Genomic DNA, 20,788 nt, shown 5'->3' on the forward strand with positions numbered 1-20,788 from the left:
GCCCCACGGTGGTGCTCCTGCACGGGCGCGGCGGGGCGGCCTCCCTGTGGTTCGCGTACCTGACGGCGCTCGCGCGGGGACACCGGGTGCTCGCGGTGGACCTGCCCGGCTTCGGGATGTCCTCGCCGACCGAGGGGCCCGTCCGCTCGGCGGAGGAGGGAGTGGGGTTCTTCACGGCGCCCGTGGAGGCGCTGCTCGAACAGCTCGCGCCCGGGCCCGTGTCCGTGGTGGGTCACTCGCTGGGGGGACTGGTGGGGGTGGAGCTGGCGCTGCGCTCGCGCGTGCCGGTGGAGCGGCTGGTGCTGGTGGACGCGATGGGGCTGGGGCCGGACATGGCGCGCAAGGCGCGGGCCTTCTTCCGCGCGGGGCCGGAGCGGCTGGCGCGCTCGCTGGGGCCTTGGGCCTGGGCGCGGATGATGCCGCCCGCGCCGACGCCGCTGGGGGAGCGGCTGGGCGCGCTCGACTACGAGCTGATGTCGGCGCCGGGTGGGCACGACGAGGCGGCGCGGGCCTTCGACAGCCTGGTGCCGCTGATGGGGCCGGTGTTCCACCGTCGGGAGCGGCTCGGTGAAGTCACGGCGCCGGTGCTCCTGGTCTGGGGTGAGCGCGAGGACGTGCTGCCCCTGTCGCTCGCCGAGGAGGCGTCCCGCCGCTTTCCGGATGCGAGGCTGGTGCGCGTGGACGCGGGCCACAGTCCGCATCAGGAGCGTCCCGAGCGCGTGCTCCCAGAGCTGAAGTTGTTCCTGGCCGCGAGCGGAGCGCCGTAGCGAGCCGCGCCCGCGTCGATGCCGCGGATGGCCGTGGACCTCCACGACGTGCTGGAGACGAGACGGAGGACGCCCACGAAGCGGGCGACCTTCGGCGATGCGGACGCGCGGAGTATCGTCGGAGCGGCGTGTGCGGCTCACGGGTCGAAGCGGATGATGCGCTCGATACGGTACGTTTCCGCCGCGTCGAGCGGACGGAGGAGCATCAGGTCCCCACGCTGCCCCAGGGACAGCGCCTGTCGCGCCGGCTGCGTGAGGCGGTAGGTGTCGCCCGGCCTGGAGCTCTTCCCTGACAGCGGCACCGCGAACAGGCCCGCGCCATCCACCGTCTCGACGGCGCCGAGGACGCGCAAATCTCCCAGCTCTTCAATCTTCCCCACGTGCGCGAGCACGAGCTTCTTGCCCTTGGCGCGCACGGCCCGGTTGACGGCGATGCCCACGTCGCCGGTGAAGGGCCTTCCGTCCGCGCCGAACAGGCCGATGCCCCGGAGCAGCAGATGGACCATGCCGGAGCTCTCGTTCTGGGGAATGGACTCGTAGCGCGAGACATCCGCCGACTCGGCCCGACCACTGGCGAGCGCATCGAGCGCCGTGGCCAGCGCGACGAAGTTGAGTCGCACCAGGGGCTCGTCCGGCGGCAGTGAGGTCCACGCCCCCGTCTCGATGAGCACCGAGGGCGTCCCCCAGCGCGTCATGTTGTCGCCGAAGGCCCGCGACTCGTAGCTGTCGTCGTAGCGCCCCACCTGTCCGGGCGCGAGCGTCTCCACCGCGTCGCGAATCACCGCGCAGACCTTCTTCGCGAGCAGCCGTCCGGGGTTGTCGCTCCGCGCCTTGTCGAACGCGGCCGCGAGCACGGAGATGGACGCGGGCCGGCCCGTGTCCCCTACCCCGTGTCGCCAGCCCTGGTTGTGCAGGTTGAAGCCGATGAACGGCTGGAGCTCGTCACGCAGCTTCTTGAGCGTCCGTGCCTCGGGCGTCTGGAGCGCGAGCGCATCGCGGTTGATGTCGATGCCCTGCGCGTTGCGGCGCTGGAAGCGCTCGGCGCCATCCGGGTTGAGCATGGGCACCGCGTGGAGCGTGAGCGTGGAGAGCAGCCTCGCCACCCAGGGCTCGTCACGGTGGGTCCTCAGGTATTCGAGCAGGTCCAACAGCGCGGTGGTCGCCGTGGGCTCGTCCCCGTGCATCTGGGACCAGAGCAGGACGTGACGCGAGCCCGTGCCCAGCGCGACATGGTGGAGCGCGCGCCCCTCCACCGAGTGCCCCACGACCTCGAGCCGGAAGAAGTCGGGTGAGCGCGCCTTCAAGTCCTTCAGGTGTCGCTCCACATCGGCGTGACGGACGAGCGGCGCCACCGGGAGCGACGCGAGATGGACCTGGTCCCACCGCTCCGCGAGCGCGTGGGGTTCAGGGACGGTGACGACCGGAGAGGTGGACATGGGCGAGGCCACGGGCTGCGCGGTTCGAGCGAGGGCCGGTGCGGGCACCATCCCCCAACAACAGGCGACGACACGAACGAGACGACTGCGTCCCACCTGGAACATGGCGCGCTCCAGGCCGCGGGGCCATCAGGACTTCTGGGCGGGACGCAGCAACGTCTCGAGGAAGCGCAGGTACTTCGGGTCCTCTTGCTCGAAGATCTCCTTGTCCGCGCCCATGAAGGCCCGTGCCAGCTCGTCACCGGCGCGCCGCAGGTCGCCCAGCTCGAACTCGCACTGCCCCAGCCGCAGGTGGATGAACGGATTGCCCAGGCCATCGGGCGCGTGGACGGCGTCCTTGAGCGCGGCGCGGGCTCGCGAGAACTCCCCCATCTGGAAGAGCATGTCGCCGATGGCCGTGCAGACCCACGTGGTCGCCTCGTACTCCATCCACGGCTCGGGGATGAGCTGGAACGCGGCCTGGAAGGACCGCAGCGCCGCGGCGGGGTCGCCCTTCTCGGCGAGTTCATCCCCCTCGGCGCAGAGCGCCTGGATGCGCGCGTGGACCTCGTCCGGAATCTCGGGCATGTGCACCTCTCCACGGGCGGAAGACCGCCGTGCACGGCTGCGTATACCACCCTTCCCGGTGTGCAGCGCGCTGCACAACCCGTGGGCAGGCGGCCATCCCACCGCGTGTCCCCGCGCCTCGTGCCGAGGAGAGCCCCGGTCGGGTACGACTCTTGGATAGACTCCGAGCGTGCCGAAAGACCTGCTCGAACTCGATGCGACACCCGAGCGACTGCGCGCGCTCGCCGAGGCCCGCGTCATTCCTCCCGACGCCCTGGAGCGCGCGCTCGCGCTCTCCACGGCTTCACCGACGTCCGATGCGTGGCGGCGCTTCATCTCCACCGTGCTGCTCGGCCTGGGCGCGCTGCTGGTGCTCTCCGGCGTCATCTACTTCTTCGCCTACAACTGGGCGCAGATGCACCGCTTCGCCAAGCTGGGGCTCATCGGCGTCGGCATCCTCGGCACCGCGCTGCTCGCGCGCAGGCTCGGTGACACGCTCGCGGGACAGTGCAGCCTCTTCGCCTCGTCGGTCCTCGTCGGCGCGATGCTGGCCGTCTACGGGCAGGCGTACCAGACGGGCGCGGACGCGTTCGAGCTGTTCGTCGGCTGGGCCGCGCTCATCCTGCCCTGGGTGCTCGCGGCGCGCTTTCCGCCCCTGTGGCTGCTCTTCCTCGTGCTCGCGAACACCGGCATCGCGCTGTTCCAGGACCAGGTTCTCGGAGGGGGTGACACAGCGAAGGGCTGGCTCGCCGTGGTGCTCGGGATGCTCAATGGCCTGGCGTGGGCCACCCACGAGCACTTCGCCAACCAGGGTGTCTCCTGGCTGCGGGGCCGCTGGCTGCCCCGCGTCCTCGCGACGATGGCCGTGCTGCCCCTGCTCGCCGTCGGCACGTCGTTCATCATCATCCCCAGTGAGGTCCGCCTCAGCGGGCTCGCCGCCCTGGTGCTGCTGCTCGGGAGCTTCGCCGCGGAGTACGCGCTCCACCGGCACCTGCGCGGCGAGCTGTTCCTGCTCACCCTGGGCGCGCTCTCGGCGATGACGCTCGTGACGACGGGCCTGGGCCGCGTGGTGTTCGAGGGCACGAAGGACGAGCTGGGACTCTTCATCCTCCCCATCCTCATCATCATCCAGGTCGCCATCGCCGTCAGCTGGCTGCGCGCCGAGGCCCGCGCCACGGGCGCCTCCGAGGAGTCCTGACATGTCCCTGCGCCCATCCATCCAACAGGTCCTCGAGGGTCTGCGACGAGAAGGCCAGGTCGACGAGCTCGCCGGGTCCCGCGCCCGCTCCACGCTGGAGGTGCACCAGCGCACCAGCACCGCCTCGCCCTGGTTCGTGAAGGCCTTCGCCGCCTTCGGCGCCTGGCTGGCCGCAGTCTTCCTGCTGAGCTTCTTCGCCTGCGTGGGGCTCTGGGATGAAGAGGAGGTGTTCGCCGTCGTAGGCATCGTCCTCGTCATCGCCGCCGTCGCGCTCCGGCGCACCATCCATGGCGTCTTCCTGGAGCAGCTCACGCTCGCGCTGACGCTCGCCGGCGTGGGCATGGCAGGGGCCGGGGTCGCTCAACTGGGCTCGGACAATGCCGGTGTCGGAGCCGGCCTCGTCCTCTGCCTGGTCCTGCTCTTCGTCTACCCGGACGCCACCCTGCGCTTCCTCGCCACGCTCGGCGCGGGCGCGGCGAGCCTCTATCTCCTGCTGGAGCTGGTGTCCGGGCAGGTCATGGACCTGGGACTGCTCGCGTGCACGGGACTGCTCCACTGGCTCTTCCTGCAACAGGCGAGGTTGCGGACCGGCAAGCACGGAGACCTCGTCGGCCCCGTCAGCTTCGCGCTCGCCTGCGGCCTGCCCGCCGCGATGCTCACGCGCCTCGCGTCGTTCCTCGTCGAGACCCACGAGTGGTCCCTGACGCTGCCGATGCCCCTGCTCACGCTGGGCCTCACCGCCATCACCCTCTACACCGTGTGGCACATCATGCGGGAGCACGACCTGGCCCCCTCCGGAGCCCATGGCGCGGCCGTCTTCGCCGCGCTCACGCTCGTCGCCCTCCTCACGGTCCACACGCCCACGGTCATCTGCGCGGTGGGGCTCATGGCGCTCGGCTTCCATCGGCGCAGCAGCCTGATGGTGGGAATCGCCACCGCGTTCCTGCTCGCCTCGGGCGCCTGGTACTACTACGACCTGAGCGTCACCTTGCTCGCGAAGGCGCTCGCGCTCATGGGCAGCGGGCTCATCCTGCTCGGCCTCCGACTCTTCCTCTCACGCCGCTTCCCCCAGGCGCCGTCCCCCGTGGAGGCACGCTGATGCGCTCGCCCCTGTTCTTCGTCGGACTGTTGCTCGCGCTCGCCGTGCCGCTGGGTCTCACGGTCCAGAAGGAGCGCGTGCTCGCCACCGGCAAGGGCATCCTGCTGGAGCTCGCGCCCCGGGACCCACGCTCGCTGATGCAGGGCGATTACATGGTGCTCGACTACGCGCTCACGCGGGAGCTCAACAACAAGTACGAGAAGTTTCCCCAGGACGGCGTGCTCGTGCTGAAGCTCGACGGCGACGGCGTGGGGACGTTCGCGCGCATGGACTCGGCCGTCGTCCCCCTGGCTCCCGATGAGCACAGGCTGAGATACCGCATCAGGGACGGTCGCTTCCGACTGGGTGCGGAGTCCTTCTTCTTCCAGGAGGGACACGCCAGGCGCTACGAGCGTGCGCGCTACGCGGAGCTGAAGACCGCCGACAACGGCGACAGCGTCCTCGCGGGCCTGCGTGACAAGGAGCGCCAGCCGCTGGGCGCCAACTCCGCTGACGACGTCGACGAGACGACCATCGTCGACACTCCCGACGAAAAGGAGCCCACCGTCATCGAGTAGCCCTGCGAGGGGCAGACTCCCGCGACCCCGTCCTCCAGCTCACCACGCCCCTCGGGATTGACTCCCGGACACGTTTCGCGCATCATCTTGTTGATTTCGATAATCAAAATCAAAATCATCAAGAAGGAGACACGCGATGCTCGGTCAGGGATGCGGCAAGAAGGTGCTCGCGCGGGGACCATGCGCCGAGGTGACGCGTTGCACCTGCGGTCACATCCACCTGGCGATGGGGCCGGTGACGATTCGTGTCGAGGAGGAAGTGCTGCGCGCCATCGGCATGACGCTGGCGGAGGCAGTGCACAACCTGGACGAGCCCGAGCGCTCGCACGCCGACGAGGCAGAGAGCGCGCCGTCGATGCAGGCCCCGACGTTCGGCGGGTGGAAGCAGTGAGCGCCACCGGGACGTTGCGTCTGCCGCGCAACGAGCAGTCCGCGCGCGTGCGTCGACTGAGCGAGAGCGAGGCAGAGGCCCTCCAGCCCGTGGCCCCCGCCTCCGCGCCACTGTCCGTGCTGCTCACGGAAGGCACCGCGCGAGCGCATGAGCAGGCCGAGCGCTCCGTGTTCCTCCAGTCGCTCTTCGGCGGCTCGTGGGAAGGCATCTACGGCCAGTACGTCCGCGCCCAGCACTACGTCAGCTACCTGCGCCAGCTCCACATGCTCTACGCGACGTACGAGAGCGTGCTGCCCCGCGCCGCGCGCACGTCGCTGACGCCCGTGCTGCTGATGCCGGAGCTGCGGCGCGCGGACGCGCTGGAGGCGGACCTGGCGTACTTCTGCGGCGAGACGCGCACGGAGACCTTCGCGTGCGTGGAGACGCGGCTGCACGCCGAGCGCCTGCGCGAGGTCGCCGAGGACGCGCCGCACCTGCTCGTGGCGCACGTCTATGCGCGGTGCGTGCTGGACCTGTTCACGGCGCCGGAGCGCTCGCGCCTCGTCGCGAGCGCCTTCGAGCTCGAGGACTCCCGCGGCACGCTGTTCCACGGCTCCGCCACGCCCGACGAGCTGACGGCGCTGCGCGTGCGGCTGCACTCGCGCATCGACGGCCTGGAGCTGGAGGAGGACGAGGCGCGCGAAATCATCCAGGAGGCGCGCATGGCCTTCCGGCTCCAGGCGCTCGTGTGCGACGAGCTGGCCCGGGGCGCGACGGGAATCTCCCCGCCGTCGGGCGGCTACCGGGGCGGGTTCAGCGCCTCCCAGTAGTTGGGCAGCCCGCGCAGGTGGTTGCCGCCGTCCACGTCCAGGCTCTCGCCCGTCACCCAGCCGGAGTCCTCGGAGCACAGGAACTGCACCACCCGCGCCACCTCGTCCGCCAGCGCGTGCGCGCGCCCCAGGGGCGTTCGCGCCAACAGCTCGCGGTGCATCGTCGGCCCCTCGATGAAGGCCGCGGCCTGGGGCGTGTGGGTGGCGCCCGGCGCGACGACATTCACGCGGATGTTGTGACGCCCCAGCTCCAGCGCCGCCGCGCGTGAGAGCTGGGCGAGCGCCGCCTTGGACGCGCTGTAGTGCCCCAGCCCCTCCGACACCACCGTCTGACACAGCGACGAGACATTCACGACCGCGCCCGGTTGATTCCGGGCGATGAGCGCGCGGGCGAAGGTCTTCAAGCAGAGGAAGGGGCCCTTCAGGTTCACCGCGAACAGCCGGTCCAGCTCGTCCTCGGGCAGGTCCATCAGCAGCGACAGCGACACCGTGCCCGCGTTGTTCACCAGGATGCCGGGCAGCCCCAGCTCGCGCGTGGCGCGCTCGTGGGCGCGCTCGACGTCATCCACGCGACACACGTCTCCGGCGAAAGGGACGGCGCGCGCGCGACCCTCCGCCTCGCGGTTGAGACGCTCGGCCGCCTCCACCACCTTCGTCTCCGTGCGTCCGAAAACGAGCACGTGGGTGCCCTCGCGCATGAGCCGCGAGGCGACGGCCAGACCGATTCCCTGCGCACCACCCGTGACGATGGCGCATTGAGAGAGGAGCTTCACCGTTCTCACCCCCGAGTGTCGTGTCTCTCGGAAGCTAGCAATGGCTCCTCTGCGCGAGCATTGTACCGCGGGCCACTTGGCGTCGACTCAGGCCGCCTCGTCCTCGGAGAGCAGGTCCGCGAACGGCGAGGCGTCCTCGCCCAGCGCCTTGTAGAGCGCCTCCACCTTCTCCAGCTCGCGCTTGAGCGCCTTGTGGTGGTTGCGGTTCTTCACCAGGCTCTCGCGGCCCAACAGCTTGAAGCCGTCATCGCGCCCCACCTGCCGGATGGCCATGCCCAGCACCAGTCCCCGGAACGCGTCCGCAAGGTCCAAGTCCAGGGGCGCGTTGCGACGGCGCGCCTCCGCGACGAAGGCCTGCGCCGCCGCCTTGAGCGCGTCCGGCAGCGGCTTGCCACCCGGCGCCTGCTCGTAGTCGAGCGCGCGCGCCACGTGCTTCTCGTGGAGCACCAGCTCACCACCGGACACGGCGTGCTCCACCATGGCCAGCGTGTACGCACGGCGCACGATGTTGTCGAGCTGCCGCAGGTTGCCCGGCCACGCGCTGCCGACCAGCAGCCGCTCCGCGTCCGGCGTCACGCGCGCGCTGCCCTCGGGAGAGCGCTCACGGTGGCGACGGTTCACCATGTACTGCGCCCAGAGCGGGATTTCGTCCTGGCGCTCCTGCAGCGCGGGCATGCGCACCGGCAGCACGTTGACGCGGTAGTAGAGGTCCTCGCGGAAGCGGCCCGCGCGCACCTCGGCGTGCAGGTCCGCGTTGGTGCCGATGATGAAGCGCACGTCCGCCTGACGCTCACCGGTGCCCTCGCCCAGCGGGCGGTAGCTGCGCGACTCCAAGAGGTGCAGCAGACCCGCCTGCGCCTTGAGCGACAGCTTGTCGATTTCGTCGATGAACAGCGTGCCGCCGTCCGCGCGCGCCACGCTGCCGGGCGCGTCGCGCACCGCGCCCGTGAAGGCGCCCTTCTTCCAGCCGAAGAGCTCCGCCATCTGGAGGTCCTCGGGCACCGTCACCAGGTCCAACGTCTCGAAGGGCTTGCCCCGACGGTTGGAGCGCTCGTGGCACCAGCGCGCCAGCCGGGACTTGCCCGCGCCCGTCGCGCCGCTGATGAGGATGGTCTCGTCCTGCAGCGCGAACACCCGCAGGATGGGCAACAGCTCCGCCATGGAGCGCCCCACCACCGGCAGGTACTCGTCCACCTCCGGGGTCGCCACCGGGCGCTGCGGCAGGCCGGCCAGGTACGGCGCCGCCACGTCCGCCAGGAGCTGGAGCCGCTCGCCCGACTCGCGCCAGACGAACTCCTGCCCCATGGCGGCCAGGCAGTCCGCCTCCAGGGAGATCATCCCCTCGATGCTGCCGCCCGGCGTGCGCAGGGGCAGCACGCACACGTGCGTGGCGTGGCGGCCCAGGAAGCGCTGACGGCTCTCGTTGCTGTGGAACCCCGCCAGCCCCGGGTCACCCGTCACCGGGGCGTCCGGCGCGTGCGGCTGCACCGTGCCCACGTTGACGTCGATGGACACCGCGCAGCGATGCTCCACCACCGCCCGCCACGCCGTGGCCGACGTGAAGAAGGGCGTCCCCACACTCGCATCCGTAATCTCAGTGGCGCCCACATCCAGCGCGGCCAGGCGCCGGTAGGCCTCCCCCGGGCGCAGATGGACGATTCCGCGAAGCACGCGGGCTCGGGCTGCGTACCGACTGGACGCAACGGCGTCCTGCGCCACGGCCAACATGTGCTTGAGGGTGGTGGTCGCCGCGGTCTCGAAATCCTTCGCCCCCCGCAGCGCGCTCATGAGCTGCGGCATCTCCTCGTGCATCCACTCGCCTCCGTCCGGTGCCATCCGAGAGTACCCGCCAAGGGCCGCATCGGAGGGGAGGCAGTGTAGCGGAGATGAAGAACGCGGAAGGAGCGGCCCCTCCTTCCGCGTTCCCGAACCTCGCTGACGGCTGGGCACCCGGTTTCCCGTGGCGCCGCGTCGGAATCCGATGCGTGATTCATGCCAGACACGCATTTCACGTCTTTTCAGGGGTTTGGCTCCGAAAGGGGCCTCCAGGGGCCCGAAACCGCGTCCAACTGGTACGCAGCCGCGTCCCAACGCGACGCAGGTGAGACTTGTGAGGGGGGCTCGCTATGCTCGACGCCCCTTATGACGGAGTTTTCTCGGCCTCCCACGCTGCCTGGGGTGGGGGCGACCATCGGTCCGTACGAGCTGCTCGAGGTGCTCGGACAGGGGGGCATGGGCGTCGTCTACCGGGGGCGGCATCCTGAGACGGGCGAGGCGGTGGCGGTGAAGACGGTGCGCGCGGCCTCGGAGGTTCCGCTGGCCAGCATCCGTCGGGAAATCCATGCGTTGCGTCGGCTCCGGCACCCGGGCGTGGTGCGAATCGTCGCGGAGGGCGTGACGCGGGGGCTGCCCTGGTACGCCATGGAGCTGCTCCGGGGACAGACGCTGCGGCTGGCCACGCCCGCGCCGGGGACGGGAGCGCTGGACGGCGAGCGGCTGAAGACGACGCTCAACCTGACCCGGCGGCTGTGCTCGGCGCTGGCGTTCCTGCACGGCAACGGGCTGGTGCACCGGGATCTCAAACCGGAGAACGTCTTCCTGCGTCCGGATGGGACGCCGGTGCTGGTGGACTTCGGCATCGCCGCGCGCTTCGGGGGCTCACGGGGGCGCGAGACGCTGGACGTGAGCGGCGTGGTGGTGGGCAGCGACACGTACATGGCGCCGGAGCAGCTCCGGGGCGACTACGTGGACGCGCGGGCGGACCTCTACGCCCTGGGCTGCATCCTCTACGAGCAGCTCACGGGCAGGCCGCCCTTCGTCCCCGGCCGCGAGGGGCCGCTGCCCCATCAGCACCTGCACCTGACGCCCGTGCCGCCGGGCCTGCGCGTGGAGGGCGTGCCCGCGGCGCTGGACGCGCTGGTGTTGCGGCTGCTCGCCAAGCGCCCCCAGGAGCGGCCCGGGTACGCGGAGGACGTGTCGTCCGCGCTGGAGGCCCTGGGCGCGGAGCACGGTGAGGAGGGCGCCGCCGCGGTGCCCCGGACGCCGGCCTATCTGTATCGGCCGGACCTGTCGGGACGCGGTGGTGAGCTGGGCCGGCTGCTGGCGGCGCTCGACGCGACGGCGCGAGGCCAGGGCGGCCGGGTCTTCCTCGGCGGAGAGAGCGGCGCGGGCAAGACGCGGCTGGCGCTGGAGCTGGCGGCGGAGGCGGGCTGGCGGCGCATGGCGGTGGTGACGGGCGAGTGCGTGGCCATGGGCGAGGGCGGCACGGATCTACACGCCGCGCCCCTCCAACCCCTGCGTCCGCTGCTGCTCGCGGTGGCGGACCGCTGCAACGAGCGCGGCGTGGCCGAGTCGGCGCGGCTGCTGGGTCCACGGGGCCGCGTGCTCGAGGCGTACGAGCCGTCCTTGTCGCAGCTGCCCGGCCAGCGCGAGCTGCCCGAGCCCCCTGCCCTGCCCGCGCAGGAGGCGCGCCTGCGCGTGTTGTCGGCGCTGCGCGACACGCTGTGCGCGCTGGCGGAGGCGCAGCCGCTGCTGCTGGTGCTGGATGACCTGCAGTGGGCGGACGAGCTGACGCTGAGCTTCCTGTTGGAGCTGGACGCGCGGCACCTGGCGAAGCGGCCGGTGTTGCTCGTGGGCACCTACCGGATGGACCAGATGGGCCAGGCCCTGCGCGAGGTGGTGGGCGCGTCCGACGCGGTGCGCGTCGAGGTGGGCCGGCTGGACGCGAGGAGCGCGGGGCAGATGGTGCGCGGCATGCTCGCGCTGCGCGAGGTGCCCGAGCCCTTCGTCGACGCGCTGGTGCACGAGACGAGCGGCAACCCCTTCTTCATCGCGGAGTACCTGCGCGCCGCCATCGACGCGGGCCTGCTCTTCCGCGCGCCGTCCGGCGAGTGGCTCTTCGAGGCGCAAGGCAGCGCCGGCGGCCGTCCCCTGCCCCTGCCCGGCAGCATCGCCGAGCTCATCGAGCGGCGCCTGTCGGACCTGGGCGAGCACGGGCGCGCGCTGGCGGAGGTCGCCTCGGTGCTGGGGCGAGAGCTGGATGAAGAGCTGCTGCTGTCCGCCGCCGCGCTGCCGGAGGGCGCGAGCGCGGAGGCCGTGGAGGAGCTGCGGCGTCGGCAGGTGTTGGAGGAGTCCGGAGGAGGCCGGCTGCGCTTCGTGCACGACAAGCTGCGCGAGGTGGCCTACGCGCGCATCGCCGACACGCGACGGCGCGTGCTGCACCACCGCTGCGCGGAGCGACTGGAGATGCAAGGCGCGACTTCACCCTCGGGCCTGACGCCGCTGGCCGCGGGGCTCGCCCACCACTGGTCCCGCGCGGGAGTGCCCGAGCGGGCCAGCGGCTGGTTCGCGCGCGCGGCGGACGCGGCACGCGCGGCGTATGCCAATGGCGACGCCATCTCCTTCTACGAGTCCGCGCTGCGCGAGGCCGCGGCGTCCTCGGGGAACGCGCATGCGTCCGGCCCGGACGCGCCCCGAGTGGCGCTGGATGTCGTCTGGGAATCGCTGGGCGAGGTGCTCGCGCTCACCGGACGTCAGCAGGCCGCGCGTCAGGCCTTCCTCCACGCCCTGGCACGGATTGAGCAGACCCAGCGTGTCCGTCGCGCCAATGTGCTGCGGAAGGTGGGCAAGTCCTTGCAGACGCACCATCAGAACGAGGAAGCGCTGCGGGTGTATGCCCAGGCCCAGGCCGAGCTGGGTCCCATGCCCGACAGCGTCTCCTCCGCGCCCGGACAGCTGGAGGCCGCGTGGTGGCACGAGTGGGTGCAGCTGCAGGGTGAGCGCATCACCGTGCACTACTGGCTGGCCCAGCTCGACGAGATGCGGGCCCTGGTGGAGGGAGTGCGTCCGGTGATGAAGGCCCACGGCACGCCGCTGCAGCGCGCGCGGTTCTTCAACTCGCTGGTGCAGATGCAGCTGCGCAGCGAACGCTATCGAGCATCGACAGAGACCGTGGCCCACGCCCGGGCCTACGCGGAAGCGGCGCTGGAGTCCGAGGGGGAAGCGGAGCACGCGGGGGCCCGGTGCGTGGTCGCCATGGTGTTGCTCTTCCATGGCGCGCTGGATGAGGCACAGAGCTGGATGGAGGAGTCCCTGCGCGGAGCCGAGCGGCAGGGAGACGTGACGTTGCAGACGCGCTGTCTTACCTACCTCACCGTCATCCTCCGCTTGAGGGAGCGGGTGGCGGAGGCGAGCGAGGCGACGGAGCGCACGCTGGAGCTGGCGACACGCTCCGGCATGTCGGACTACCTGGGCGCGGCGCACGCCACCCGGGCCTGGGTGGCCTCGCGCGCCCAGGACCTCGTCTCCGCGAGACAGGCCGCCACGGAGTCGCTGCGGCTGTGGCAGGCGCTCTCGCTCGTGTACCCCTTCCAATGGCTCGCGCGCTGGCCCCTGCTCGCCGTGGAGCTCTCGGAAGGGGCGCTGGCCCAGGCGTTGGAGCAGGCCCGGGCGATGCTCGAGGCCCACCAGCAGCGGCAGCCGGACGTGCTCACACAGGGATTGACGCAGGCGTTGGCGCTGGCGGACGCGGGCCGGGAGGAGGAAGCGCGGAGCGCGCTCCTCCAGGCCTGTGAGTCGGCCCGGCGGCTCTGCTATCTGTAACTGGATTGACCGCAGGTGCTTCCTTCCACCCGCCAGGGCCTCGGGGCCCGTGGCCTTGTCTCCGAGGTGCGCATGGCAGGCCCGTATGTGTATTTCTTCTTCAAGCCCGAGCGCGTCACGCTGCTGGAGGGCTTCTCCACCCAGGTCACCGTGTGGGGCGTCCCGTCGCGCAGTCCCAACCTGCCCGAGAACGTGACCAGCAAGATGAACTTCCGCATCGAGGGCAGCGACGGCTCCATCGGCCTCTCCCAGCCGGCGCCGGACGTCCTCGAGATTTCCGGACTGGATGACAACATCAAGCCCGCCACCGTCATCGCCGCGCCCAAGAACAACGACACCGAGTTCCCCCGCATCGAGGCCCGCCTGGAGTGCTCGGTGGACCAGTCGGATCTGCTCATCTACGCGCCGGACGGGAACATCTACTGGCTCAAGCCCGAGGAGTGGCAGAAGGCCCAGAAGCTGTCCCCCAAGGACAAGAGCCTGACGGGAGATCTGGAAACGCTCCTGAAGAACGAGACGGTGGTCGCCAACCTCCCGGTGCCCGCCTACGTCGCGGCGCCCACGAGCACGGCGGCCGAGAACCTGTCCGACGCCGCCGAGCCCATCACCTGCTTCCTGCTCAACCTCAACAGCATCCTCTTGAGCTACAGCCCGGGCGCGAACCTGAAGGCCGGCGAGCAGGGCCCCGTCTACCGCAATCCCGACCCCCAGCCTTGATGCGCCCTTTCACCTTCGACACCAGCAGCGCGTCCCCCGGGACGTCCAAGCAGTTCCGCCAGGGGACCCACCGGGTGATGACACCCGAGCAGACGCTGGAGCGCGTGCAACGGTTCATGCCCGTCATGGGCATCACCCGCGTCGCCAACGTCACGGGGTTGGACACGATTGGCCTCCCCGTGGTGATGGTGACGCGGCCCAACGCGCGCTCGCTGGCGGTGTCGCAAGGAAAGGGCACGAGCCTCGCCGCGGCGAAGGCGTCCGGGCTGATGGAGTCGGTGGAGGCGTACCACGCCGAGCACGTCACCCTGCCCCTGAAGCTGGCCACGTACAACGAGCTGCGCTTCCGCGCGCCCGTGGTCGACGTGGACAGGCTGCCTCGGCTGTCGGTGAGCCTGTTCCATCCCAACTGGCGCACGCTCTGGGTGGAGGGCGTGGACCTGCTGGGCGCGGGCCCGCTGTGGCTGCCCTTCGACCTGGTGCACACGGACTTCACGCTGCCCCTGCCCACGGGGAGCGGCGCGTTCCTCATGAGCAGCAATGGGCTGGCGTCCGGCAACCACGTGCTCGAGGCGATGTTGCATGGGCTGTGTGAAGTGGTGGAGCGCGACGCGACGGCGCTCTGGCAGGTGCGTGGAGAGCAGGCCCAGGCCGCCACGCGACTGAAGCTGGACTCGGTGGACGACGCCGGGTGTCGCCAGGTGCTGGACCTCTACGAGCGCGCGGGTGTGGCCGTGGGCGTCTGGGAGACGACGAGCGACGTCGGCGTGCCCGCGTTCAGCTGTTACATCGTCGACCGGGAGCCGGAGCCGCTGCGCCCCGTCGCGGTGGCGGGCGGCATGGGCTGTCATCCCTCGCGAGCGGTGGCCCTGATGCGCGCCCTGACGGAGGCCGCGCAGAGTCGACTCACGCGCATCAGCGGGGCACGAGACGACCTGCACCGCAAGGCATACGAGGCCGCGCGCGAAGGCGTGACGGCGGAGCGACTGCGCAAGCGGCTGGCCGAGGAGCCCTCGGTGCGCGAGTTCCAACAAGCGCCCCATCACGACGCGGACACGTTCGAGGAGGACCTCGCGTGGGTGCTCGCGAAGGTGCGCTCGGTGGGCGCAAGCCAGGTGGTGGCGGTGGACCTGACGAAGCCGGAGCTGGGGCTGCCCGTCGTGCGGGTGGTGGTGCCGGGGCTGGAGACGACGCACGAGGCGCCCGGATATCAGCCCGGCCCACGGGCCCAGCAGGTGATGCGCGGAGGCGCGCGATGAAGGTCTTCATCTTCACCGGCCCCACGCTGCGCGCCGAGGAGGCGAAGCTGGAGCTCGACGCGGTGTATCTGCCTCCCGCGCAGCAGGGCGATGTCTACCGCGCGGCGTGCGAGAAGCCGGTGGCCCTGGGCATCATCGACGGGTTCTTCGAGCACGTGCCGGCGGTCTGGCACAAGGAGATCCTCTGGGCGATGTCGGAGGGCATCCATGTCTTCGGGGCCTCGAGCATGGGCGCGCTGCGGGCCTCGGAGCTGGCCACCTTCGGCATGGAGGGCGTGGGCTCCGTCTTCGAGGATTTCCGTCAAGGCGTGCTGGAGGACGATGACGAGGTCGCGGTGGCGCACGCGAGCGCCGAGCATGATTGGCGCCCCCTATCCGAGGCGATGGTCAACATCCGCGCCACGCTCGCGGCGGCGCAGGCAGCGGGTGTGGTGAGCGAGCCTGTTCGCGCCTCACTCGAGCAGCGCGCCAAGGCGCTCTTCTACGTGGAGCGCGCGTGGCCGAAGCTGCTGTCGGGATTTCCTCGCGCGGAAGTGGAGGCGCTGGAGGCCTGGCTTCCGAAGGGGCGCGTGGACGTGAAGCGCGCGGACGCGGTGGCGATGCTGCGCATGATTCGCGCGCGCGTGGAGGCGGGCCTTTCGCCCAAGGAGACCCGCTTCCCCTTCCAGCACACGGATGCGTGGGAGGAGGCGCGACGGCGCGCGGCGCGGCAGCCGCTTCGACAGACGGCACGCGCCTCGGATGGCCTGGGAATCGAGGCGCTCCTCGATGAGCTTCGCCTGCGCGGAGAGCTGAAGGACGCGCGACGGGCGAGCATGGCGCGAGCGCTCGCGGTGGAGGAGGCAAGACGGCTGGGGCGCGTCCCGGATGCATGGGAGCTGCACGCGACGAAGGAGGCGCTGAGCCACGAGCGGCACCTCACGCCGGAGTCCTTCGAGCGGTGGAAGACGGAGCAGCACGTGGACGACGTCGCCCGGTTGCTGCGGGACGAGTCCCATGTGCGCTGGGTGGAGGCGCTCATGGAGCCGGATGTCCTGCGGCACCTGGCCGACCACCTGCGACTGACGGGCGAGTACGCCGCCTTGCTGGAACGCGCGCGCGACAAGGAGCAGGTGCTCGACGCGGCGGGGCTTTCACTGCCCAAGCTGGAGGACGCGGGCATCACCGAGGGCGCGCTGTGGGCCTGGTACTTCGAGGAGAACCAGGGGCGCATGGTGCCGGTGCAGTTGGAGCAGGCCGCGCGCGACGAGGGCTTCGCGGACGTGGCCTCCATGCGCAGGGCCGCGCTGCGTGAGCTTTGCTATGTCCTCACGAAGGCGGGCGCCGCGGCCTGAGAGGGATTGGACCTCCCTCCGCAAATCTTGCATGACCGGGTTCACCCAAAGCCCGTGCTAAACCCCGCGCGCGCTCGGCGGCGCGAGGGGTTTGACACAGGGGGAACATCCGATGGACGCGCGCTCCGTCGCCGGCTACTTCCGCGGAGCGCTCGCCCGACGCGCGACCTTCTTCCGCGCATCCATCGAGGGCTTCTTCACCTCCACCACCGAGCCCTCCGAGGGCACCGGCTGCAGGACGAAGACCCGGTCCAACCGTCGACTGCCGCGCTCGACGGGCGCGCTCAGGTCGTAGTCGAAGTCATACGCCGCCACCGCGCGCAGGCCCGCGTTGCGGAACAACCGGTTCGCCTGCGCCGCGTCGTACGTCCGGAAGAACCAGGTCGTCTCGATGAGCCAGTCCTTCCCCGGCCCGGTGATTCGCAGCCGGTTGCGCATGGGCGAGCGGCGGGCGCGCCGGTCCGGCAGGCCCTCGTGCGTGTTGCAGACGACCTTGTCCTTGCCCACCTTCCCCAGCCAGCGCTCGTGCTCGGCCGTGGTCCGCGCGTAGTCGGTGAGGTGGAAGCCCAGCACGTAGAGCCCCTGGGGCTTGAGCAGCCGCCGCGTCCCCTTCAGGTGCGCCAGCGCCGCCGCCTCGCTGTCCAGGTAGCGGAAGGTGGAGACCAGGTTGTGGGCGACGTCCACCTTGCCCTCCAGCGAGGGCTCGAAGAACTCCTCCATGCGCGACACGGAGAGCTTCACCTGACGGCGGCGCGCGGGCGTCAGCCGCTTGCGCGCATGCGCGAGCATCGCCTCGGAGATGTCGTAACCGGTGACCTTCAGTCCCCGGCTCGTGGCCTCGGCCACCAGGCGACCGGCGCCGCACGCGGGCTCCAACCACTGCTTGCCCCCCGTGCCGTGCCGTTCGCTCAGCGCCTGGAGGAAGTCCACCTCGCGCACGGTGTCGGTGCCGAAGATGGCTTCGTAGTACTCGGGGTGCTCATACCAGTCGGTGCGTTTTTCCATGGGAGGCTTGCCCGCTCGGGCGCGCGCATCCTCCGGTCCTCCGGCTCGAAAGCCAAGTCAAAGCGTGCCTCGCCCTCACGCGGGCTCGTGCGTGGGTGACACCAGCGACGAGCGCTCCGACATCGCCTCGCGCAGGCGGCCCCCGAACATCCGGCGCAGGAGCACCATGCCCAGCGGCAGCGGAAGCCACAGCGTGTACCCGCGCAGCAACATCACCGCGGTGAGCCCCACCTCCACCGGCACGCCCAGCGACGACAGCGTCCCCACCGCGGTGGCCTCGAACGTGCCCACGCCGCCGGGGATGATGCTCAGGGTCATCACCAGCGTCGCCAGCATGAACGCGGCGAACACGGCGGCGAAGTCCACCGGGTGCCCCACCGCCTGGAACATGCACGACAAGGTGAGCGCATCCAGCGCGAAGGTCGCGAGTTGGAACGCGCTCGCTCGGACCAACAGCCAGGTGTCCCGCACCAGCGCGGGCGACACCTGGGAGATGGACTCGAGCAGCGAGGTGAGCCCCGGGATGCGACGTGCCCAGCGCGGCGGCTGCCACCCACCATGCCGCGTCAGCCAGAGGATGCCGAACGGCACCGCGCACGCGAGCACCGCGAAGGCCGTGGCCAGTCCGAGGAGGGCCGCGTGCAGCGACGCGCGATACCAGAGGATGAAGATGGACACCGCCACGGCCACCGCGTGCGCCAGGTAGAACGACACCATGTCGACCAGCAGCGCGCCCGTGGCCACCCGGGGCGGCGCGCCCTCCCGCTGCAGCCCCTTCATCACCACCACCGAGCCGCCGATGCCCGCGGTGGGCACCAGTTGGTCGAACGAGAGCTTCATCAAGGCCAGGCTCGCGGTGCGCAGCCAGGGCGCCTTCACGCCCTCCACCTCCAGCACCACCCGCCAGCATCCCGCCATCGTCAGGTACGAGAGGAACTGGAGCGCCACGCCCACCAGCAGCCACTCCGGCCTCGCGCGCTGGAGCATCTGGGCGAACTGCTTCTCCTCCCCGAAGCGCAGCACCACGAACACCGTGAAGGCGACCAGCAGCACCACGCCCGGCAACCAGCCCCACACGTTGTGTCGGCGAGAGGCGGGCTCCGACGGGTCGCGCGCGGAGCCGTCACCCGACATGGAGGCGTCCTCGTGCATGCGCGCGCACCAGCCCGCCCTAGTGAGCGGAGGCCTCCGTCGCGTCTTCCCGACGGGCCTCCGCGGCCGTCAGCAGCCGCGCGGCCATGCGCATGAAGTCGGCCTCGGTGATGATGCCCACCAGCCTGCGCTCGCGGTCCACCACGGGCAGACAGCCGAAGCGATGGTCCAGGAGCTTGTAGATGGCCTCTCGCACCGGCAGGTCCGGCCGCACCATCTCCACATCCCGTGACATGAGCCGGGTGACGGAGATGGGCTCGTGGCCGGCAGCCGCGAGCTGCCGCGACAGCGCGCGGAGCAGGTCGCGATGGCTCACCATCCCCACCAGCCGGCCGTCGCGCACCACGGGCAGGTGGCGGATGTGATGGAGCTTCAACAGGTCGTCCACTCGGACCAGGTCATCGGTCTCGTCCAGCGTGACGACATCCCGGGTCATCAGGTCGCCCACGGTGAGCATGACGTGTCCGCCTCCTCGTCGGGCCACGAGCCCCCGCGCACCTCGCGCCGCTCGGACCGACCATTCCCGAGGGTGCACCCTCGCCCCCGTTCGCGCAGCGACAGGGCAGGCAGACGGACAGGGGCCGGCGCTGTCTCACGCCCGAACCGAGCGCACGGAGGCCCAGGCCCCGCCACGAGCGCCCGGCAGGTTGCTCGCCTGGCGCTCGCGCTCCTTCCACATCGGAGACACACCTCGCACCTCCGACGTCGTGGTGCCCCAGGCCTCTCCCCTTGAATTCACCTCCACCCTGGCGCGTCACCAGGACCGTGGAACAGCGGCTCGGCCGCCTCTGCTGGAGACACTCGCAATGGCTCTCATCCTTCTCGTCGACGATGACTCCACCCTGCTCGAGATCTACACCGAGGCCCTCCGGGGTGAGGGCTGGGAGGTGGCCTCGGCCCGCGACGGCGAGATGGCCCTCGCGCTGGCGCAGGCGCTGCCCCCGGACCTCATCCTCACCGACGTGTCGATGCCGGGGATGAACGGCCTGGAGCTGTGCCGGCACCTGCGCGCCGACGAGACGTTGTGCCACGTGCCGCGCATCGTCCACAGCAGCATGGAGCGGCTCGCGAGCCTCTCGGGCGATGTCTTCCTGAGGAAGTCCGGGGACCTGACCGAGCTGCTCGCCTGCATCACCCGGTGCCTGTCGCGGGGCTCGCTCGCGCCCACCATGCCGGCGGCGGCGGCGTGAGCGTCCACTCCACCTCGAACACCTCCTCGAACCTCCTCGACGACAGGGAGGCTCGAGGACCTCAGTGCGCCGGGTGGCCCACCAGCCGCGCCAGCGCGAACATGAGCGCCAGGCCCACGAAGAGCGCCAACACGTTGCGGCCCGGCTGGTCCTTGCCGTGGCGGTGCACGTGCGGCAGCAGGTCCGACACGGCGATGTACAGGAACGTGCCCGCGGAGAACGCCAGCGCCTTGGGCGCCATGCTCTCGAAGCGCAGCACCGCGTCGAAGCCGAAGTAGATGAGCGCGCCGGCGGGCACCATCAGCCCGTACAGCGTGGAGAGCAGCAGGATGGAGCCCTTCGAGCGACCCTCCGTCTTCAGGATGGACGCGAGCGACAGCGCCGAGGGCACCTTGTGCGCGACAATCGCGATGAGCGCCATCAACCCCACGCCCTCCTCCACCGCCGAGCCCAGCGCGATTCCGTCGAACAGCGTGTGCGTGGACAGGCCGAGGAACGCGGTGAGCCCCAGCACCTGACCGGGCTCCGTGTGGCGGCCGTGGCCGGACATGTGGTCGCCGGGCAGGTCCTCCCCCGCGTGCGCCACCAGGTAGCGCTCCAGCACCAACAGGAAGACGAAGCCCCCGGGCACCAGCGCGAAGGCCCACCAGCCTCCGCCCTCGTACGCCTCCGGGAGCATGTGGAAGAACGCCGCGCCCAACATCACGCCGGCGGCGAAGGCCAGGAAGCGGACCAACTGCGTCTGCTGCTGGTTCCACAGCACCACCAGCGCGCCCAACAGCGCACCGATGACGACGACGAGTGAGTAGAGGGCCACCGTGGCCAGGACCGACATGGGGCGCGCACCCTACAACAAATCCGTCACGTCAGTAGTAGCGCCTCACCACCAACAACCCGACCCGTCCCGGCTTCACGTCCACCGTGTGCTCCGACACCCTCCCGCCCCCCTCCACC

19 protein-coding genes are annotated in these 20,788 nt (G+C 70.9%); 11 read left to right on the top strand and 8 right to left on the bottom strand.

The window, feature by feature from the left end; translation table 11 throughout:
- Positions 1-767 (top strand): alpha/beta fold hydrolase (locus FL311_RS26665; RefSeq protein WP_141329252.1); only part of this gene is annotated, 767 nt, incomplete at its 5' end.
- Positions 768-904: 137 nt separating this feature from the next.
- On the opposite strand, the gene FL311_RS26670 is transcribed toward FL311_RS26665, so the two are convergent.
- Positions 905-2,203 (bottom strand): M14 metallopeptidase family protein, encoded by a 1,299-nt coding sequence (locus FL311_RS26670; RefSeq protein ID WP_228557102.1) that lies wholly within the window; start codon positions 2,201-2,203, stop codon positions 905-907.
- Between the two features lie 129 nt (positions 2,204-2,332).
- Positions 2,333-2,770 carry a tol-pal system YbgF family protein gene (locus FL311_RS26675; protein WP_141329256.1) on the bottom strand — a complete coding sequence of 146 codons (438 nt, stop codon included), beginning with the start codon at positions 2,768-2,770 and terminating at the stop codon, positions 2,333-2,335.
- 169 nt (positions 2,771-2,939) lie between these two features.
- Here FL311_RS26675 and FL311_RS26680 point away from each other — a divergent pair, with 169 nt between their 5' ends.
- The 5 genes from FL311_RS26680 (at position 2,940) to FL311_RS26700 (ending at position 6,803) form a co-directional block, all read left to right on the top strand.
- A complete protein-coding gene (locus tag FL311_RS26680; RefSeq protein ID WP_141329258.1) occupies positions 2,940-3,947 on the top strand; it encodes a DUF2157 domain-containing protein in 1,008 nt (335 codons plus the stop codon).
- 1 nt (position 3,948) lies between these two features.
- Positions 3,949-5,046: a DUF4401 domain-containing protein gene (locus FL311_RS26685; RefSeq protein WP_141329260.1), complete on the top strand. Its 1,098-nt coding sequence runs from the start codon at positions 3,949-3,951 to the stop codon at positions 5,044-5,046.
- A complete protein-coding gene (locus FL311_RS26690; RefSeq protein WP_141329262.1) occupies positions 5,046-5,603 on the top strand; it encodes a GDYXXLXY domain-containing protein in 558 nt (185 codons plus the stop codon). Before FL311_RS26685 ends, FL311_RS26690 begins: the two co-directional genes overlap by 1 nt.
- 136 nt (positions 5,604-5,739) lie before the next feature.
- On the top strand, positions 5,740-5,994 hold the full coding sequence (locus tag FL311_RS26695; RefSeq protein WP_141329264.1) for a hypothetical protein: 255 nt from the start codon (positions 5,740-5,742) through the stop codon (positions 5,992-5,994).
- Positions 5,991-6,803, top strand: coding sequence for a heme oxygenase (biliverdin-producing) (locus tag FL311_RS26700; protein ID WP_141329266.1), 813 nt, complete (start codon positions 5,991-5,993; stop codon positions 6,801-6,803). The genes FL311_RS26695 and FL311_RS26700 overlap by 4 nt, the downstream gene beginning before the upstream one ends.
- Here the strand turns inward: FL311_RS26700 and FL311_RS26705 are convergent.
- Both FL311_RS26705 and FL311_RS26710 read right to left on the bottom strand, forming a co-directional pair.
- Entirely contained in the window at positions 6,773-7,576 is an 804-nt protein-coding gene (locus FL311_RS26705) for an SDR family NAD(P)-dependent oxidoreductase (RefSeq protein WP_141329268.1), read from the bottom strand. The two genes, FL311_RS26700 and FL311_RS26705, sit on opposite strands and share 31 nt — an antisense overlap.
- An 87-nt stretch (positions 7,577-7,663) precedes the next feature.
- On the bottom strand, positions 7,664-9,388 hold the full coding sequence (locus FL311_RS26710) for a sigma-54 dependent transcriptional regulator (RefSeq protein ID WP_141329284.1): 1,725 nt from the start codon (positions 9,386-9,388) through the stop codon (positions 7,664-7,666).
- 330 nt (positions 9,389-9,718) lie between these two features.
- On the opposite strand from FL311_RS26710, the gene FL311_RS26715 reads away from it, so the two are divergent.
- From FL311_RS26715 to FL311_RS26730, 4 genes are all read left to right on the top strand, one after another.
- A complete protein-coding gene (locus FL311_RS26715) occupies positions 9,719-13,177 on the top strand; it encodes a serine/threonine-protein kinase PknK (protein ID WP_141329270.1) in 3,459 nt (1,152 codons plus the stop codon).
- A gap of 72 nt (positions 13,178-13,249) precedes the next feature.
- Positions 13,250-13,894, top strand: coding sequence for a hypothetical protein (locus FL311_RS26720; RefSeq protein ID WP_141329272.1), 645 nt, complete (start codon positions 13,250-13,252; stop codon positions 13,892-13,894).
- Positions 13,894-15,153 (top strand): YcaO-like family protein, encoded by a 1,260-nt coding sequence (locus tag FL311_RS26725; protein WP_141329286.1) that lies wholly within the window; start codon positions 13,894-13,896, stop codon positions 15,151-15,153. Before FL311_RS26720 ends, FL311_RS26725 begins: the two co-directional genes overlap by 1 nt.
- Positions 15,150-16,487 (top strand): TfuA-like protein, encoded by a 1,338-nt coding sequence (locus FL311_RS26730; RefSeq protein ID WP_141329274.1) that lies wholly within the window; start codon positions 15,150-15,152, stop codon positions 16,485-16,487. Before FL311_RS26725 ends, FL311_RS26730 begins: the two co-directional genes overlap by 4 nt.
- A gap of 135 nt (positions 16,488-16,622) precedes the next feature.
- On the opposite strand, the gene FL311_RS26735 is transcribed toward FL311_RS26730, so the two are convergent.
- The 3 genes from FL311_RS26735 to FL311_RS26745 all read right to left on the bottom strand — a co-directional run bounded on the left by FL311_RS26735 (position 16,623) and on the right by FL311_RS26745 (position 19,101).
- Positions 16,623-17,492 carry a bifunctional 2-polyprenyl-6-hydroxyphenol methylase/3-demethylubiquinol 3-O-methyltransferase UbiG gene (locus tag FL311_RS26735; RefSeq protein ID WP_141329276.1) on the bottom strand — a complete coding sequence of 290 codons (870 nt, stop codon included), beginning with the start codon at positions 17,490-17,492 and terminating at the stop codon, positions 16,623-16,625.
- A 75-nt stretch (positions 17,493-17,567) separates the two neighbouring features.
- Entirely contained in the window at positions 17,568-18,644 is a 1,077-nt protein-coding gene (locus FL311_RS26740) for a lysylphosphatidylglycerol synthase transmembrane domain-containing protein (RefSeq protein WP_141329278.1), read from the bottom strand.
- 19 nt (positions 18,645-18,663) lie between these two features.
- Positions 18,664-19,101, bottom strand: coding sequence for a CBS domain-containing protein (locus FL311_RS26745; RefSeq protein WP_141329280.1), 438 nt, complete (start codon positions 19,099-19,101; stop codon positions 18,664-18,666).
- A 349-nt stretch (positions 19,102-19,450) separates the two neighbouring features.
- Between FL311_RS26745 and FL311_RS26750 the strand changes: the two genes are divergently transcribed.
- Positions 19,451-19,834, top strand: coding sequence for a PleD family two-component system response regulator (locus tag FL311_RS26750; protein WP_223748208.1), 384 nt, complete (start codon positions 19,451-19,453; stop codon positions 19,832-19,834).
- A gap of 61 nt (positions 19,835-19,895) precedes the next feature.
- On the opposite strand, the gene FL311_RS26755 is transcribed toward FL311_RS26750, so the two are convergent.
- On the bottom strand, positions 19,896-20,669 hold the full coding sequence (locus FL311_RS26755) for a ZIP family metal transporter (protein ID WP_141329282.1): 774 nt from the start codon (positions 20,667-20,669) through the stop codon (positions 19,896-19,898).
- Positions 20,670-20,788: the final 119 nt, after the last annotated feature.

It is taken from the genome of Myxococcus sp. AB025B (assembly GCF_006518215.1).
Taxonomy (GTDB): Bacteria; Myxococcota; Myxococcia; order Myxococcales; family Myxococcaceae; genus Myxococcus; species Myxococcus fulvus.

Bases quoted from the DNA above. Each gene is read 5' to 3' on its own strand.
- FL311_RS26670 (WP_228557102.1), bottom strand. From the start codon at position 2,203: ATGTCCACCTCTCCGGTCGTCACCGTCCCTGAACCCCACGCGCTCGCG.
- FL311_RS26675 (WP_141329256.1), bottom strand. From the start codon at position 2,770: ATGCCCGAGATTCCGGACGAGGTCCACGCGCGCATCCAGGCGCTCTGC.
- FL311_RS26685 (WP_141329260.1), top strand. From the start codon at position 3,949: ATGTCCCTGCGCCCATCCATCCAACAGGTCCTCGAGGGTCTGCGACGA.
- FL311_RS26690 (WP_141329262.1), top strand. From the start codon at position 5,046: ATGCGCTCGCCCCTGTTCTTCGTCGGACTGTTGCTCGCGCTCGCCGTG.
- FL311_RS26695 (WP_141329264.1), top strand. From the start codon at position 5,740: ATGCTCGGTCAGGGATGCGGCAAGAAGGTGCTCGCGCGGGGACCATGC.
- FL311_RS26710 (WP_141329284.1), bottom strand. From the start codon at position 9,388: ATGCACGAGGAGATGCCGCAGCTCATGAGCGCGCTGCGGGGGGCGAAG.
- FL311_RS26715 (WP_141329270.1), top strand. From the start codon at position 9,719: ATGACGGAGTTTTCTCGGCCTCCCACGCTGCCTGGGGTGGGGGCGACC.
- FL311_RS26720 (WP_141329272.1), top strand. From the start codon at position 13,250: ATGGCAGGCCCGTATGTGTATTTCTTCTTCAAGCCCGAGCGCGTCACG.
- FL311_RS26725 (WP_141329286.1), top strand. From the start codon at position 13,894: ATGCGCCCTTTCACCTTCGACACCAGCAGCGCGTCCCCCGGGACGTCC.
- FL311_RS26730 (WP_141329274.1), top strand. From the start codon at position 15,150: ATGAAGGTCTTCATCTTCACCGGCCCCACGCTGCGCGCCGAGGAGGCG.
- FL311_RS26735 (WP_141329276.1), bottom strand. From the start codon at position 17,492: ATGGAAAAACGCACCGACTGGTATGAGCACCCCGAGTACTACGAAGCC.
- FL311_RS26740 (WP_141329278.1), bottom strand. From the start codon at position 18,644: ATGCACGAGGACGCCTCCATGTCGGGTGACGGCTCCGCGCGCGACCCG.
- FL311_RS26745 (WP_141329280.1), bottom strand. From the start codon at position 19,101: ATGCTCACCGTGGGCGACCTGATGACCCGGGATGTCGTCACGCTGGAC.
- FL311_RS26750 (WP_223748208.1), top strand. From the start codon at position 19,451: ATGGCTCTCATCCTTCTCGTCGACGATGACTCCACCCTGCTCGAGATC.
- FL311_RS26755 (WP_141329282.1), bottom strand. From the start codon at position 20,669: ATGTCGGTCCTGGCCACGGTGGCCCTCTACTCACTCGTCGTCGTCATC.